Source organism: Rhizobium sp. USDA 4016, from assembly GCF_056279705.1.
The window spans coordinates 2713067-2727187 of sequence record NZ_JBWCCY010000004.1 but is presented as its reverse complement, the minus strand read 5'-3'; the positions used below and the strand labels follow the sequence as shown (position 1 = coordinate 2727187).

Genomic DNA, 14121 nt, shown 5'->3' with positions numbered 1-14121 from the left:
AGTCAAGCGGCGGTGGTTTGTGAGCAAATGCCGCACCCGGGGTGCGGCAATATGCGCGGATTATCGATGCTGGTCAGAAGCCGGCGAGTACTGCCTTGCCCTTCATTCTGCCGCTCTCGACCATCGAATGCGCCTTCTTCATATTGGCAGCATTGATCGCGCCGACGGTTTCGCTGAGTGTCGTGCGGATATTGCCGGCATCGACAAGCTCCGACACCTTGTTGAGGAGGTTATGCTGCTCGATCATATCGGGCGTCGAAAAGAGCGGCCGTGTGAACATCAGCTCCCAATGCACCGAAACCGCCTTGCGCTTGAAGGGCACGACGTCGAGGAACTTCGGATCGTCGATCAGCGCGAAACGGCCCTGCGGTGCGATCGCCTCGACGATGTCGGGGATGTGGCTGTCGGTGTTGGTTGTCGAGAAGATGAAGCCTGGAGCCCCGATGCCGAGAGCCGCAACCTGCGGCGCGATCGGCTTCGAGTGATCGACGACGTGGTGCGCGCCAAGTTCCTTCACCCAGACCTGTGTTTCGGGACGGGAGGCGGTTGCGATGACTGTCAGATCGGTCAGCGCCCGGGCGATCTGGATGGCGATCGAGCCGACGCCGCCGGCACCGCCGATGACGAGGAGAGCGCGAGCAGCGCCCGGCACCGCGTCCTGAACCTTCAATCGGTCGAACAGTGCTTCATAGGCGGTGATCGAAGTCAGCGGCAGTGCGGCGGCGGCCGCGAAATCGAGGCTCTTCGGCTTGCGGCCAACGATACGCTCGTCGACGAGATGGAATTCTGCGTTCGAGCCCGGGCGATTGATCGCACCGGCATAGTACACCTCGTCTCCGGGCTTGAAGAGCGTGACATCCGGACCCACGGCCTTGACGATGCCGGCTGCGTCCCAGCCGAGAACCTTCACTTCATCTGCCGGTGGTGCCGAATGTGCCCGCACTTTCACATCGACCGGATTGACGGAGACGGCCTTGATTTCGACGAGCAGGTCATGCCCGGTCGCCTCCGGAACGGGCAGGTCGACATCGATCAGCGATGTCTCGGCGGAAATGGGCTGCGGGATCTTGTAGGCGACGGCGCGCATGGAAACCTCCTATGTTCGTTGCACGCAGGCTAGATGCGTCTTATGTTCGAAGACTGCAAGAATGCACAAATTCTGTACGTAGTACCAAAAAGGATACTGTAATAATGTCGTTGCCCCGCGCCAAGCTGACGAAGAATTTCCCCGGCTGTCCGGTCGAGGCGACGCTGAGCTATCTTGATGGAAAATGGAAAGGCGTCATCCTGTTCCACCTCATGGACGGAACGTTGCGCTTCAACGAATTGCGCCGGAAGCTGCCGGCGGTGACGCAGCGCATGCTGACCAAGCAGCTGCGGGAACTGGAAGAATCCGGCCTCGTCTCGCGCACGGTCTATCCGGTCGTGCCGCCGCGTGTGGAATATGCGCTGACGCCGCTTGGCGAAACGCTGAAGCCGGTCATCCGCGCACTGGCGGCCTGGGGTGAAGAATATGTCTTCTGCCGCCCGGAAGGCCACGAACTGCGCGATCCTTCATGCGCGCCGGCTGCGCTCCAGGCGTAGCGACGCGGCGTAGACGAAGAGGCCGAACAAGGACAGCACGGCGCCGACATAACCCGTTGCCGCAAAGCCGTAGTCCCAGGCGATCACAAGGCCGCCGAGCCAGGCGCCGAGTGCATTGGCGATGTTGAAGGCAGAGTGGTTTGAGGCGGCGGCAAGCGTTTGCGCGTCGGCGGCGACGTCCATCAGCCGCGTCTGCAGCGCAGGACCGGCCGCAAAGCCGCAGCCGACGAGGAACACGCAGATCGCCAGCATAATGGGGCTTGATGCCGTCAGCGAAAACAGCGTCAGCACGACGATGTTGAAGACCAGCGAGCCGCCGATCGTTCCCATGATCGATTTGTCGGCGAGCCATGAGCCGACGATGTTGCCGGCATTCATGCCGACGCCGAAGAGGACCATCATAACGGCAACCATGCTCTCCGGCAGCATCGCGACCTTCATGGTCGTACCGGCGATATAGCTGAACATCGCGAACATCCCGCCATAGCCGACGGCTGCGATGCCGAGCGTCAAGAGCACCTGCGGACGCTTGAAGGCGCCGAGCTCGCGCAGGAAGCTGGCACCGTCCGCGACCTGGTCGCGCGGCACGTAGTACCAGATGAGCGCCACGGTCACGAGGCCGATAACGCCGACGGAGGTGAAGGCGACGCGCCAGTCGAGCGACTGGCCGAAGAAGGTAGCAAGTGGCGTGCCGAGCAGGGTTGCGATCGTCAGACCCAGCATCACCCGGCCGACGGTTCGCGCTCGCTTGTGCACCGGCACCATCGAAGCAGCGACAATCGCGGCGACGCCGAAATAGGCGCCGTGCGGCAGGCCGGTGATGAAGCGCATCACGGTGAAGCTCTCGAAGGTTGGGGCCAGTGCGCTCAAGATATTGCCGACCGCGAAAATGCCCATCAACAGCAGAAGCAGTGAGCGGCGTGTCATCTTGGCGGCGAGGACCGCGATCACCGGTGCGCCGATGACGACGCCGAGCGCATAGGCGCTGATGACATAACCCGCCTGCGGGGTCGTGACCGAAAACGTGTCCGCCACATTCGGCAGCAGGCCCATGATGGCGAATTCGCCGGTGCCGATCCCAAAACCGCCGCAGGCGAGCGCCAGCTGCACCAGGGCGATCGCCATCGGCGAGGGGGCTTCGCAAGCCGGACTGGAATCGATGGAATCGTCTACGGCGATCTGGCTCACGCGAGCTCCTGAGGCATGTCTGCAGGGCAAACCATCCGAAGTGCGGGCGCTGAGGCGGATGTCGGCCGTTCTATGGCGGGAGACGGAGATCAAGAGTCTCCATCATTGAAATCATGGGTGATCGCGCCGTCAGGGTCGAGTGCGTTTTTCGCAGTGCAGCGTCCTGCTATGTGCATACGTGCATTGCAATATTTGCGCTTGGACGCCTCGCAGATACGTCGGTCACAGGCATGCCGCGCTTGAAAACGAAGAGGGTCCAACCATCTTAAGAGGCACTGATGAGACGCCACGACGCGAGGAACGGCACGCCTGATGAAGCTTGTAGGTTTTTTCAATAGAGACGGTGGTACCTTCCGCACCACCGATATGGAGGCCTACGAAAAGCGGGCAGAGGCGACCTTCCGGGAAGCGGGACATGACTTCGAGGCCATCGTCTTTTCCGGCAAGGAGATCGTTCCCGCGATGGAGCGGGCCGCCCGGCGCGACGATATCGACGGCATCGTCGCGGGCGGTGGTGACGGCACGATTTCGGCAGCCGCCTCGATTGCCTGGAAGAACGGCGTCGCCCTCGGTGTCGTACCGGCCGGAACCATGAACCTCTTCGCCCGCTCGCTGAAAGTGCCGCTCGATATCTGGCAGGCGCTGGATGTGTTGGCCACCGGCGAGGTCGATCATGTCGACATAGCAAGCGCCAACGGCCGGCCCTTTATCCATCAGTTCTCGGCAGGGCTTCATGCGCGCATGGTGCGATACCGCAACTCCTTCACCTATCGCTCCCGTTTCGGCAAGATGCGCGCCAGCGTCCGCGCAGCCTTCGGCGTAGTGCTCAACCCGCCGGAATTCGAAGTCGAATTCCAGGCGCTAGGCGTGCGCGAGACGCGCCGCGTATCGGCCGTTTCGGTCTCCAACAATCCCTTCGGCGAGAACGCGCTTCTTTACGCCGATAACCTGCGCAGCGGCGAGCTTGGCTTCTACACCGCAAAACCGCTGAAGCCGATCGGCGTCGCCCGTCTTGCCGTCGATATGCTGCGGGGCAAGGTGCGCGAAAATGCCGATGTGATGGTCATGCATCCGGCCGAAGTACATCTGCATTTCCCGAAGCTGAGGGCAAAGGCCAATTGCGTCATGGACGGCGAGCTTTTGCCGCTCGAACGCGACATTTCCATCAAGCTGCATCCCGAAGAGTTGAAGGTGCTGGTCAAGCAGGGCCTTGCCGCGCAGGTCAATGAGGCTGAGCGGCGGGAGCCTGCGGCTTAGTTTGCCTCTTCACGCCAGCATCGGCCCAGTCGCATTGGAATGCCAGCACGGGCTTCGAAAATCCTTTCAAACGCCGCCGCGTCGCATGCGTGAAAAGATCAGCGGTGCCGTACTCCCGAAAAATATTCTCCGACACGAGGATATGGTCGCCGGAGGCGGCCGCGCACAAGCGTGCTGCAAGTTGCACAGTGGAGCCGAACAGGTCGTTGCTGTCCTCGACGGGCTCGCCGCAATCCAGTCCGATGCGAACATGAATCGGCTCGGGGTTTCCGCGGTTGTAACGTTTGAATTCCTGCTGGATCGTCCTGGCGCAATCGACGGCTGCGGCTGTCGAGGCGAATGTCGCCATGATGCCGTCACCGGTGTGCTTCACCTCGCGGCCTGAAGAGCGGCTGAGGCATCTGTGCACGATCGAGTCATGCGCCCTGACCAGTTCGGTCGCCATGCGGTCGCCAAGGCGCGATGTCATCGCGGTCGAGCCGACGATGTCGGTGAACAGGATGGCGCGGTGGCCGGAATCCATCTCACCTGAGGCTTGTCCAGGCGCCGGCTCGGGGTCGTGAATTCGGCCAAGAAACGCCTCGACCGCCGACAACGCGACCTCGACAACCTCGCCGGCGACGAAGCCATGCGCTTCACGGTGCACGCATTGAGCGGTTTCCGCGTCGGGCGCGTCCACGAGGCAAAATGCGGTCCCGCGCCGCTGGTCGAACCAGTAGGTGAGGAACTTAACGCCATACCGGTCCTGAATCTCGAGATCCCTGCGATGGGCCTCGGCAACGTCGGCGGCTGTGGTTCCCGTGAGTTCATGCCGGTCCATGAAGATAGCCATTGCGCGCTCCTTTCGGAAACCTCCGCTTATAGAACGTTTCATTCTACGACTTGGACACCGCCCGGTCCACCTTTGAGATGGCTGCCGGCAAGCCTTAGACGCGCGGCAGATAGGTCCGGTAGTCGAAGTCCGAGACCGTGCGCAGATAGGTGATGGCTTCCTTGTATTTGGTGTCGCCGTAGAGTTTCTGATAGCGCTCGCCGAAGATGTCGGCGATGAAGGGCGATGCGCGAAAGGCTTCCACCGCCGTCAGGAAATCATGCGTCAGCCGAGCCGTGTTTTCCGGCACATGCGACGGCGTCGTCTCCTCGCCGGGGTCGAGATCGTCGTCGAGGCCAAGCAGCATGCCGCAGAGGATGGCGGAAAGCAGCAGGTAAGGATTGGCATCTGCGCCGGCGACGCGATGCTCGATGCGCGCTGCCGGCCCGTACGTATCCGGGATGCGGATCGCCGTGCCGCGATGGCCGGTGCCCCAAGTGAGGTCGATGGGCGCAAAGGAGCCCGGCTGGAAGCGGCGGTAGGAATTGGCGAAAGGCGCAAAGATCAGCTGCGCCTCGCGCATCGTGTTCAGCATTCCGGCGCAGGCGGATTTCAGCCGCTTCGGCTCACCGCCCTTTGCATCGAGGATATTGCGGCCTTCCCTGTCGATGACGCTCGCATGCACATGCAGGCCGGAGCCGGCATGTTCGGAATAGGGCTTGGCCATGCAAGTCGATTTGAGGCCGTGCTTGCGGGCGGCCTGTTCGGCGATGCGCTTCAGGTAAATGCAGTCGTCGGCGGCGGCCAAGGCATCCGGCCGGTGCAGCAGGTTGATTTCGAATTGCCCAGGCCCGAACTCGGCCGTCGTCGCCTCCGCAGGCAGGTTCTGCGCCTTGGCATAGGCGCGCACCGTTTGCAGGTAATCGTCGAGCGCATCGACGGCGCTCATGTCGTAGAGCTGGAAACCGTTCGGCTCGCCGCGATAGGTCAGGCTTTTCGGCGGCGAGGGACGGCCGGTATCGCGCCAGTCCTGTTCCATTACATAGAATTCGAGTTCCGTCGCGACGACCGGCGTGAGGCCGCGCTCTTCGTAGCGCTTCAGCACCGCTGCCAGGATCGCTCGCGGATCCATGAAGCTCGGGCTGCCGTCGAATTCGTGCATGGTTGCCAGCACCTGCATGGAGCCTTCCGGCGTCGCCCAGGGCATCGGCGCAAGGCTGCGCTCATCGGCGATGCAATTGCCGTCCGGATCGCCGATCGTCAGCGACAGGCCGGTGATGTCGTCGTTATCGTCGCCCCAGATATCGAGCGACTGCGTCGAGGAGGGGAGACGCACCGCGCCTTCCCAGATTTTCTTCTGGGCATCCAGCGGGATCTGCTTGCCGCGCAAATCCCCGTTCATGCCGACCAGCAGGATTTCGATCCTCGGTTCGCCTGTCGCAGCATTGCCATGCATGATGTCGGCCGTCATGATCTTGAAAATCCCCTCGGACAAGGCCAAGGTCGTAGCTCATTGAGACGGCCCGTTCAATCTCCGCAGGTGTTTTGCAAATCATGTCCGATACTTACCAGCGCTCAAATCTCGCCGCCATCGATGCCGCCCACCATCTGCATCCCTTTTCCGACATGAAGAAGCTGAATGCCGACGGCACGCGCATCATCCAGCGCGGCGAGGGCGTCTACATCTGGGATAACCACGGCAAGAAGTATCTGGATGGTTTTGCCGGGCTCTGGTGCGTCAATGTCGGCTACGCCCGCAAGGAAATCACCGATGCCGTCGCGCGGCAGATGAACGAGCTGCCTTACTACAACACCTTCTTCGGCACCACGAGCACGCCGACGACGCTGCTTGCGGAAAAGGTAACCGCGCATGCCGGCCGGCGCTTCAACCATGTCTTCTTCACCGGCTCCGGCTCAGAGGCCAACGATACCTGGTTCCGCATGGCGCGCGTCTATTGGAGTGCGGTCGGCAAGCCTTCGAAGAGGATCGTGATCGCCCGCAAGAACGGCTACCACGGCTCGACGGTTGCCGGTGCCAGCCTCGGCGGCATGAAATATATGCATGAGCAGGGCGACCTGCCGATTCCCGGCATCGTCCATATCGGCCAGCCTTATTGGTACGGCGAGGGCGGCGACCTCTCGCTCGCCGAATTCGGCCTTAAGGTGGCCCGCGAACTGGAGGCGAAGATCGATGAGCTCGGCGAGGAGAATGTCGGAGCTTTCGTCGCAGAGCCGGTGCAGGGTGCGGCGGGCGTCATCATCCCGCCCGAGACCTATTGGCCGGAGATCGACCGCATCTGCAAGGCGCGCAACATCCTGCTCGTTGCCGACGAAGTCATCTGCGGCTTCGGCCGTCTCGGCGAATGGTTCGGCCATCAGCATTTCGGCGTCGAGCCAGATCTGGCGCCGATCGCCAAGGGTCTCTCATCGGGCTACCTGCCGATCGGCGGCGTGTTGGTCAGCGGTCGCATCGCCGATGTGCTGATCAACGAGGTCGGCGACTTCAACCACGGCTTCACCTATTCCGGCCATCCGGTCTGCGCTGCCGCGGCGCTGGAGAACTTGCGCATCATCGAGGACGAAAAGCTGGTCGAGCGCGTCCGCGGCGACATCGGTCCTTACTTTGCCAAAGCCTGGGGCGCTCTCGGCGACCATGACCTCGTTGGCGAAGCGGTGAGCATCGGCCTGATGGGCGGCCTGCAGCTTACTGCCGATAAGAAGACGCGCACCCGATTCGAAAAGCCCGACGCGGTCGGAGCGCTCGTCCGCAACCATGCACTCGCGAACGGCCTCGTGCTGCGGGCCACCGGCGACCGCATGCTGGCATCCCCGCCACTTGTCATCACTCATGATGAGGTGGACGAAATGGCACGGATCGCAAGGATCGCGCTGGATGCGGCGTGGAAGGAACTGAAAATCTAATCCGCGGGCGCGACCCACGCGTAGCCGAAACGATAGGAATCGCCGTTGCGGGCGTAGTAATACGGAACCTCGATCGTCGAAACCTCGGGCGCGATGCTGCCGAGCTCCGGCACCGATTTTAGCCACTCGGCGGCTTTGGCGGGCAGGGCATTGCCTTGTGCAGTGCTTAGCGGCCAGACAACGAGCAGCGGGCGCTCCTTCGAGATCGAGACCGTAGGCTTGAACCCTGGATAGTCCGTTGAAATCACGGTCGCCGGAAGAAGGTCCTTCCGCAAATTCCCCGCAAGCAGGCTGCCTTCCGCGAGAATAGCGGCAGGCTCGCCCTGTTGCCGGAGCGCTGCGGCGAGCTGCGCGTAGGGAACGTTCAAACGCTCGTAATCGCCGTTCAAAGTGGCAGCTGCAATGCGTCCGAAGAGAATACTTGGAACGGCGATCATGATTATCGCGACGACCGGTACGAGGCGGCGCAAGGGATTTAGAACCGCAACATTCGATGCCTCGATCTTCAGGCAAAGATAAAGCGGGAAGATGAAGAAGAGCGGCACCAGCCAGCGATCCTTGATATGGGCCGCTCCGCCGAAAATGACGAGAAGCAGGATGCCAAGGATGGAAAAAAGCATAATGCGCTCAAGGAGCTGCGTCCACTGCGACCTGCCGGAGAAGGCCGAGAGAAACGGCTTGCCGAACGCGATCGCGAAGACAAGCAACGTGACCGCGCAAAAGCCAATCACTGCCAGAACGAGCAACCCTGAACCCATGGCGACCTGCACGACATAGCTCGCATTGCCGCCGTCGGTCAGCTTTTTCAGTGTCCGGGCCGTTGCGAAACCGAGATTGTCCTTCAGCCAGAAGAGATGCGGCAGTGCGATGACGAGAGCGGTGATTGTGGTCAGGGCCATGCGCCAGTCGAAGACGCGCTTGCGCATCTGCGGATCGAGCAGTGCCGCCAAGAGCGCCGAAGCGGGCAGAAGGGCGAAATTATATTTGGACAGCAGGCCGATGCCGATGCCGATGCCGGTCACGAGATATGAGAGCACATCCGGCTTCTTGAGCGATCGGATAAATCCGTAGAGGAAGACGCAGCCGGAGAAGAACACCGCGACCGTATGCGTCAGGTCGCGCTGCATTTCGAATGCGACCTGCGGAAGCGTCAGGAGCCCGAGCGTTGCGACCACCACAAGCACGCTGTTCTTCAGGATCATCCGTGCCGTCAGGCCGTAAATCACGTAGGATGTGAAGAGCAGCGCATTCTTGACGACGGCAAGCGAAAGCAGCGAGACACCGCTGATCGAAAAGGCGGCATATTGCAGCCAGTTATAGAAAGGCGGCTGCGGGCCATAACCGGCGGCAAGCCATTGCGAGCGGAAGGCCTGCTCGGCTTCGTCGAGCCCGAGTGTCGGCGGCATCGCCACGCGAACGGCGATTTGTATGAGAAAATATGCGGCAAGCACAGCGAAAAACCACCGCATGTCGACGTTGCGGGCCTTGTCCACGTCCTCGTTCATTTCATTTCCGTTCAAGCCAGACATAGCCGAGCGCAAAGATGTTGCCGCTCTTGCCGAAGTGGTACGGGAGCGCCAGCGAGCCGATCGCGTCCGGTTCGATGCCGCAGAGAGCTGCCCCGCCGTCTCTCAAACGTCGCTTCCATCGAAAACCTGCCGCACGATGTAATTAGGCGAAGCGTCGTCGCGATAGTAGGTGCGGGCAATCATCTCGGCCAGAATGCCAGTCGTGATCAACTGCACGGACGAGAGCAGCAGCACGACGCCGACCATGAGCATCGGGCGGGTACCGATATCGTTGCCCAGAACGAACTTGTCGAAGAACAGGTAAAGCAGGATCAGCGTTGCGAGTGCTCCGAGGCCAAGGCCGAGCGAGCCGAAGAAATGGCCGGGCCGCGCCTTGTAGCGCATGAAGAACATCACCGACAGCAGGTCGAGGATAACGCGGAAGGTTCGCGAGATGCCGTATTTCGACTGGCCGTGCTGGCGAGCATGGTGCGTGACGGCCATTTCGCCGATGCGCGAGCTCGGGACGACGCCGGCGACCCAGGCGGGGATGAAGCGGTGCATTTCGCCCATCAGCTTCACCTGCTTGATGATGGAGGCGCGGTAGATCTTCAGGCTGCAGCCATAGTCGTGCAGCTTCACGCCGGTGATGCGGCCAATCAGATAGTTGGCGCACCATGAGGGAATCTTGCGCAGCAGCAGGCCGTCCTTGCGGTTCTTGCGCCAGCCGACCAGGAGATCAAGTTCACGGCGCTCGAGTTCGGAAATCATCGAAGGAATGTCTTTCGGATCATTCTGCAGGTCGCCGTCCATCGTTGCAATCAGCCGGCCTTGCGCCGTGTCGATGCCGGCCTGCATCGCAGCGGTCTGGCCGAAGTTGCGCTGCAACTCCACGATCCTGAGCGCCAGCCCTTCACGCCCTAGATATTTGCGGGCATTGACGAGCGTGGCATCCGTGCTGCCGTCATCGATCAGGATAAGCTCCCACCGGTAAGGATAGGCGACCATCGCATCGCAGATGCGTTCGACAAGCGGGCCGACGCTTTCTTGCTCGTTGAAGACCGGCACCACAAGCGAAAGTTCGAGCGACTGCGTTAGATCATTTGCGCTTTGCAGCGACTCTGACGTTGTCTGCAACTGTTATTGCTCCTAAAAGGCCGTGACGGCCAGTCGAGCGGCGTTTTGGCCGCTGAAGTCAGGAAGCCTAGTACATGAACTCTCCGGTTGGCGCCAGCCGACAATCCTGGTTCGGGCGCAATCGCATGACACTGCTGACGGTCGTAATCGTCGCAGCCTATGCATCCTTCATCGAGTGGTTCTGGGGATGGTCGGCCATCATCGCCCAATGGGCCGCCGTCGGCGTGATGCCGATCCTTGTGGCTCTTGCATTATTGACCAGTACCTATTTCCTGCGGACATGGCGCATTCTCGATTACTTCCCGCGGGAGACGGCGGGCAGTTTCCGCACGCTTTTCCGGGTGACGCAGGTTCATAACCTGCTCAATATCATGATGCCGTTTCGCACCGGGGAGACGAGCTTTCCGGTTCTCATGCGCGCGGAATTCGGCATTCCGCTGACGCGGGCAACCTCTGCCCTGCTTGTCATGCGTCTCCTCGATCTGCACGCGCTGCTTGCCGCAGCCGGCATCGGATTTGCGGCAGCCGCCCCGAGTGCCGTTCTGGCCTGGCTTTTGTGGGCCGCATTCCTGTTCTTGCCGATCACCGCTTTCCTGATCCGCAAGCCATTCCTTCGCTTCGGATTCCGGCTCTTTCCCGCTAAGGCGCAAGGCTTCCTGTCGGAGATCGAAAACGGCCTGCCCGCAAATGCCTCAGCCTTCGCGCGGGCCTGGGCCATGACGGCGGTGAACTGGCTGGTGAAGGTCGTCGTGCTCGCCTGGGCGCTTAGCCTCATGGGCGTTTCGCCGCTCACGGCGAGCTTCGGCGGCGCGCTCGGTGGCGAGCTTTCGTCGGTTCTGCCGGTCCATGCGCCGGGCGGCGTTGGCACCTATCCCGCGGGCATTACCGCAGGCGCCGTTGCCTTGGGTGCACCGGGCGGAAAGGCGGCGCTTGCAGCCCTGGCGCAGGCAAGCATCAACGCACATCTGTTGATCATCGTCTCCGCCTTGACGGGAACGGCAATCTCACTGCCCCTCGGGCGCCGCCGTCAGCTCTGATATCCTCTTGCGCAGGAAAGCCAGCTCAGGCCCTTGCTGACAAAGGGACAGCGCGCGTTCATAGGCGGTGATCGCCTCCGCCGGTCGGCCGAGCTGGCGCAGGAAATCGGCGCGTGCGGCATGGGCAAGGTGATAGGTGCCGAGCTTTCCGGATGCCAGGATGCCGTCGATGATCTCAAGCCCTCTCTGCGGTCCTTCCGACATTGCGATCGCCACTGCGCGGTTGAGTTCGACGATCGGCGAGGGCTGCGCCGTAATCAGCAGATCGTAATAGGCAGCGATGCGCGGCCAATCCGTTGCCTCCGGCGTTCCGGCCTTGGCATGTTCGGCGGCGATGGCGGCCTGGACAGTGTAGAGGCCGACCTCGCTAGGTTCCATCGCCCGCCGCAGCAGGTCCAGACCTTCTTCTATCTTCCTGCGATCCCAGGTCGATCGATCCTGCTCTGCAAGCAGGATCAGGCTGCGGTCCTCAGCGCACCGCGCCAGCCTGCGGGAGTCCTGCAGCAGCATCAGCGCCAGCAGGCCCTCGACATCGGGGTGCGGCAGCAAGTCCGCGACCAGCCGCGCCAGCCGGATCGCCTCGGCCGTCAGGTCCGCCCGTACCACTTCTGTGCCCCAAGAAGCCGAATACCCCTCGTTGAAGACGAGGTAGATGACGTGTAGCACGCGGTCGAGGCGCTCCGGCAGTTCGTCGAGGTCCGGAACTTCGTAAGGGATGCGGTCGGAACGTATCTTGATCTTTGCCCGCACGATCCGCTGTGCGACGGTCGGGGCCGGAACGAGGAATGCATGGGCGATTTCCTCGGTCGTCAGGCCGCAGACTTCGCGCAGCGCCATTGCCATCTGCGCGTCGGATGGAATGGCCGGATGGCAGCAGGTGAAGATCAGCCGCAGCATGTCGTCGCCGATAAGCTCCATGTCGCCGATCTCGGTCGCGTCGGCCTCGCCGTATAGGCTGTCTTCGATGTCCTTCAGCGACGCATCGAAGCGCGAGCGCCGCCGGATATGGTCGATTGCCTTGTGGCGTCCGGTGGAAACGAGCCATGAAAAAGGATTGCCGGGAACGCCGTCGCGCGGCCATGCGCGCGCGGCCGCCGCAAAAGCGTCGTGCAGGGCCTCCTCCGCCCGGTCGAAATCGCCGAGCAGGCGGATGAGAGTTGCCAGCACCCGTCTCGATTGCGACCGGTAGATGTCCTCGATCAGTTTCTCCAAATGCTACTCCGGTAAAGTGAGTATCCGCACCGGCCGCAGTTCCACGGCGCCGACGCGTGCGGAGGGGATGCGTGCGGCAATCTCCTTCGCCGCTGCATCGTCCGGTGCTTGGATCACGTAGAAACCCGCAAGATGCTCTTTGGTTTCGACATAAGGGCCAGCGGTCGCCTGCAGTGCGTTGTTGCGGACCCGCAGCACGGTTGCTTTCTCCGGCATTTCCAGCGCATCGGAGTGGAGCATGATGCCGTTGCGGCGCAGCCCTTCGTCGAAGCTGAAATGCGCTCTGAGGAGTTCGCCAGTCTCCTTCGGCGTCAGCGTGCCGTCAACGTCTGCGGAATTGTAGATCAGGCAAACATAACGCATCGACTACTCTCCGTCTTTGATGGAATAGGCAGGGCGGATCTCGACAGAGGCATATTTCAGGATCGGGAAGCTCGAAACGATCGATTTCGCTTCTTCCATGTCCCTGGCTTCGAGCAATACGAAGCCGCCGAGGTGCTCCTTGATTTCTGCGAAGGGACCATCCGTGGCAACCGTCGTGCCCTTGCGGATGCGCAAAGTGACGGCTGACGCGGGCTCGCGCAGCGCAAGCGCAACCTGAAGGAAACCGCGCTCGCGCCAGAGATCGTCACTGACGATGCATTCCTGCGTCAGCGCCTCCCATTCTTCCTGCGGGACCAGCTTGCTTTTTTCGGTATCGAACCAGACCTGGCAAAGAAACTTCATGGCGTGCTTCCTCAGCCGAACGTGTAGACAGGACGAACTTCAATGCTGCCGAGCTTTGCCAGTGGAATACCGGCTGCGACACGGATCGCATCATTCAGATCGTTGGCCTCGATCAGGATGAAGCCGCCGAGTTGTTCCTTCGTCTCGGCATAGGGGCCATCTGTCACCGACACCTCGCCATTGCGGACACGGATGGTTACTGCACTCTTCGGCGATTGTAGAGCCTCGGCGTGGATCATGTGGCCGCTTGCGACGAGGTCCTCATCATAACCAAGCGAATCCCTGTCGAGCTTCTTCTTCTCCCCGTTCCTCATGCGCTCGAGCACGGATGGCTCGAACCACACCTGACACAGATATTTCATCGCTTGTCTCCTCCGGCCTGCCTCTCACAGCATGTTGACGAAGAGACTAGGCTGAATTCGACAGCAAAGAAAAAAATCTTTGTTCGCCCGGGCTGTCGAAATCAGCGGCGCGCATTCGACAAAGCTCCATCGATAACATTGAAGGAGTGAAGGACATGGGAGTTCTGGAAGTCGCCATTGCAAGTCTCATCTGGGCGCGCCGCACGGAGCAGCCTCGCGATGAGCTTGACGGGACAGATATTGGCCAGTTTCTTGGGCGGATGGTGGTTGCCTTTGCGGTGTTTGCAACGGTCATCACAGGACTGCAGATTGCGGCCGCACGCCATGACGACCCGCAAACGGTTGCGGATCGCACGGTAGCAGAAGCGAATTGAAAT

The 14121-nt window shown here is 61.4% G+C and carries 16 protein-coding genes; 5 read left to right on the top strand and 11 right to left on the bottom strand.

Going from position 1 to position 14121, the window contains the following annotated elements; all coding sequences use genetic code 11:
• Nucleotides 1–73: 73 nt before the first annotated feature.
• Nucleotides 74–1087, bottom strand: a complete 1014-nt coding sequence (locus ACZ9DP_RS29155; RefSeq protein ID WP_476204356.1) for a zinc-binding alcohol dehydrogenase family protein — start codon at nucleotides 1085–1087, stop codon at nucleotides 74–76.
• Between the two features lie 104 nt (nucleotides 1088–1191).
• Here ACZ9DP_RS29155 and ACZ9DP_RS29150 point away from each other — a divergent pair, with 104 nt between their 5' ends.
• Nucleotides 1192–1584 (top strand): winged helix-turn-helix transcriptional regulator, encoded by a 393-nt coding sequence (locus ACZ9DP_RS29150; RefSeq protein WP_074067117.1) that lies wholly within the window; start codon nucleotides 1192–1194, stop codon nucleotides 1582–1584.
• On the opposite strand, the gene ACZ9DP_RS29145 is transcribed toward ACZ9DP_RS29150, so the two are convergent.
• On the bottom strand, nucleotides 1555–2772 hold the full coding sequence (locus tag ACZ9DP_RS29145) for an MFS transporter (RefSeq protein ID WP_074067118.1): 1218 nt from the start codon (nucleotides 2770–2772) through the stop codon (nucleotides 1555–1557). The two genes, ACZ9DP_RS29150 and ACZ9DP_RS29145, sit on opposite strands and share 30 nt — an antisense overlap.
• A gap of 312 nt (nucleotides 2773–3084) precedes the next feature.
• Between ACZ9DP_RS29145 and ACZ9DP_RS29140 the strand changes: the two genes are divergently transcribed.
• Complete coding sequence (locus ACZ9DP_RS29140) at nucleotides 3085–4029, top strand: diacylglycerol/lipid kinase family protein (protein ID WP_194729292.1); 945 nt, start codon at nucleotides 3085–3087, stop codon at nucleotides 4027–4029.
• Here the strand turns inward: ACZ9DP_RS29140 and ACZ9DP_RS29135 are convergent.
• Nucleotides 3995–4861 carry a nickel-binding protein gene (locus ACZ9DP_RS29135; RefSeq protein ID WP_476204355.1) on the bottom strand — a complete coding sequence of 289 codons (867 nt, stop codon included), beginning with the start codon at nucleotides 4859–4861 and terminating at the stop codon, nucleotides 3995–3997. The two genes, ACZ9DP_RS29140 and ACZ9DP_RS29135, sit on opposite strands and share 35 nt — an antisense overlap.
• Nucleotides 4862–4955: 94 nt before the next feature.
• Nucleotides 4956–6311 carry a glutamine synthetase family protein gene (locus ACZ9DP_RS29130; protein WP_476204354.1) on the bottom strand — a complete coding sequence of 452 codons (1356 nt, stop codon included), beginning with the start codon at nucleotides 6309–6311 and terminating at the stop codon, nucleotides 4956–4958.
• A gap of 83 nt (nucleotides 6312–6394) precedes the next feature.
• Here ACZ9DP_RS29130 and ACZ9DP_RS29125 point away from each other — a divergent pair, with 83 nt between their 5' ends.
• Nucleotides 6395–7762, top strand: coding sequence for an aspartate aminotransferase family protein (locus ACZ9DP_RS29125; RefSeq protein WP_074067121.1), 1368 nt, complete (start codon nucleotides 6395–6397; stop codon nucleotides 7760–7762).
• On the opposite strand, the gene ACZ9DP_RS29120 is transcribed toward ACZ9DP_RS29125, so the two are convergent.
• The 3 genes from ACZ9DP_RS29120 to ACZ9DP_RS29110 are packed head-to-tail and all read right to left on the bottom strand — an operon-like array spanning nucleotide 7759 to nucleotide 10407.
• Nucleotides 7759–9255, bottom strand: coding sequence for a glycosyltransferase family 39 protein (locus ACZ9DP_RS29120; RefSeq protein WP_476205496.1), 1497 nt, complete (start codon nucleotides 9253–9255; stop codon nucleotides 7759–7761). The genes ACZ9DP_RS29125 and ACZ9DP_RS29120 overlap by 4 nt on opposite strands.
• Nucleotides 9256–9268: 13 nt before the next feature.
• Nucleotides 9269–9397: a hypothetical protein gene (locus tag ACZ9DP_RS29115; protein WP_476204353.1), complete on the bottom strand. Its 129-nt coding sequence runs from the start codon at nucleotides 9395–9397 to the stop codon at nucleotides 9269–9271.
• Nucleotides 9394–10407, bottom strand: a complete 1014-nt coding sequence (locus tag ACZ9DP_RS29110; RefSeq protein ID WP_194729296.1) for a glycosyltransferase family 2 protein — start codon at nucleotides 10405–10407, stop codon at nucleotides 9394–9396. Before ACZ9DP_RS29110 ends, ACZ9DP_RS29115 begins: the two co-directional genes overlap by 4 nt.
• A gap of 74 nt (nucleotides 10408–10481) precedes the next feature.
• Between ACZ9DP_RS29110 and ACZ9DP_RS29105 the strand changes: the two genes are divergently transcribed.
• Complete coding sequence (locus ACZ9DP_RS29105; protein WP_239594859.1) at nucleotides 10482–11444, top strand: lysylphosphatidylglycerol synthase domain-containing protein; 963 nt, start codon at nucleotides 10482–10484, stop codon at nucleotides 11442–11444.
• Here ACZ9DP_RS29105 and ACZ9DP_RS29100 read toward each other — a convergent pair.
• Genes ACZ9DP_RS29100 through ACZ9DP_RS29085 form a run of 4 tightly spaced genes read right to left on the bottom strand, consistent with a single transcriptional unit; the run spans nucleotide 11412 to nucleotide 13744 of the window.
• On the bottom strand, nucleotides 11412–12656 hold the full coding sequence (locus tag ACZ9DP_RS29100) for an RNA polymerase sigma factor (RefSeq protein ID WP_194729298.1): 1245 nt from the start codon (nucleotides 12654–12656) through the stop codon (nucleotides 11412–11414). The genes ACZ9DP_RS29105 and ACZ9DP_RS29100 overlap by 33 nt on opposite strands.
• Nucleotides 12657–12659: 3 nt before the next feature.
• Nucleotides 12660–13019, bottom strand: coding sequence for a YciI family protein (locus ACZ9DP_RS29095; RefSeq protein WP_476204351.1), 360 nt, complete (start codon nucleotides 13017–13019; stop codon nucleotides 12660–12662).
• Nucleotides 13020–13022: 3 nt separating this feature from the next.
• Nucleotides 13023–13382, bottom strand: a complete 360-nt coding sequence (locus ACZ9DP_RS29090; protein ID WP_194729299.1) for a YciI family protein — start codon at nucleotides 13380–13382, stop codon at nucleotides 13023–13025.
• Between the two features lie 11 nt (nucleotides 13383–13393).
• Nucleotides 13394–13744 (bottom strand): YciI family protein, encoded by a 351-nt coding sequence (locus ACZ9DP_RS29085; protein ID WP_194729300.1) that lies wholly within the window; start codon nucleotides 13742–13744, stop codon nucleotides 13394–13396.
• Nucleotides 13745–13899: 155 nt separating this feature from the next.
• Here ACZ9DP_RS29085 and ACZ9DP_RS29080 point away from each other — a divergent pair, with 155 nt between their 5' ends.
• On the top strand, nucleotides 13900–14118 hold the full coding sequence (locus tag ACZ9DP_RS29080) for a hypothetical protein (RefSeq protein ID WP_476204350.1): 219 nt from the start codon (nucleotides 13900–13902) through the stop codon (nucleotides 14116–14118).
• Nucleotides 14119–14121: the final 3 nt, after the last annotated feature.

Coding starts and splice junctions, on each gene's coding strand:
- ACZ9DP_RS29155 (WP_476204356.1), bottom strand. CDS start 1,087: ATGCGCGCCGTCGCCTACAAGATCCCGCAGCCCATTTCCGCCGAGACA.
- ACZ9DP_RS29150 (WP_074067117.1), top strand. CDS start 1,192: ATGTCGTTGCCCCGCGCCAAGCTGACGAAGAATTTCCCCGGCTGTCCG.
- ACZ9DP_RS29140 (WP_194729292.1), top strand. CDS start 3,085: ATGAAGCTTGTAGGTTTTTTCAATAGAGACGGTGGTACCTTCCGCACC.
- ACZ9DP_RS29135 (WP_476204355.1), bottom strand. CDS start 4,861: ATGGCTATCTTCATGGACCGGCATGAACTCACGGGAACCACAGCCGCC.
- ACZ9DP_RS29130 (WP_476204354.1), bottom strand. CDS start 6,311: ATGACGGCCGACATCATGCATGGCAATGCTGCGACAGGCGAACCGAGG.
- ACZ9DP_RS29125 (WP_074067121.1), top strand. CDS start 6,395: ATGTCCGATACTTACCAGCGCTCAAATCTCGCCGCCATCGATGCCGCC.
- ACZ9DP_RS29105 (WP_239594859.1), top strand. CDS start 10,482: ATGAACTCTCCGGTTGGCGCCAGCCGACAATCCTGGTTCGGGCGCAAT.
- ACZ9DP_RS29095 (WP_476204351.1), bottom strand. CDS start 13,019: ATGCGTTATGTTTGCCTGATCTACAATTCCGCAGACGTTGACGGCACG.
- ACZ9DP_RS29090 (WP_194729299.1), bottom strand. CDS start 13,382: ATGAAGTTTCTTTGCCAGGTCTGGTTCGATACCGAAAAAAGCAAGCTG.
- ACZ9DP_RS29085 (WP_194729300.1), bottom strand. CDS start 13,744: ATGAAATATCTGTGTCAGGTGTGGTTCGAGCCATCCGTGCTCGAGCGC.
- ACZ9DP_RS29080 (WP_476204350.1), top strand. CDS start 13,900: ATGGGAGTTCTGGAAGTCGCCATTGCAAGTCTCATCTGGGCGCGCCGC.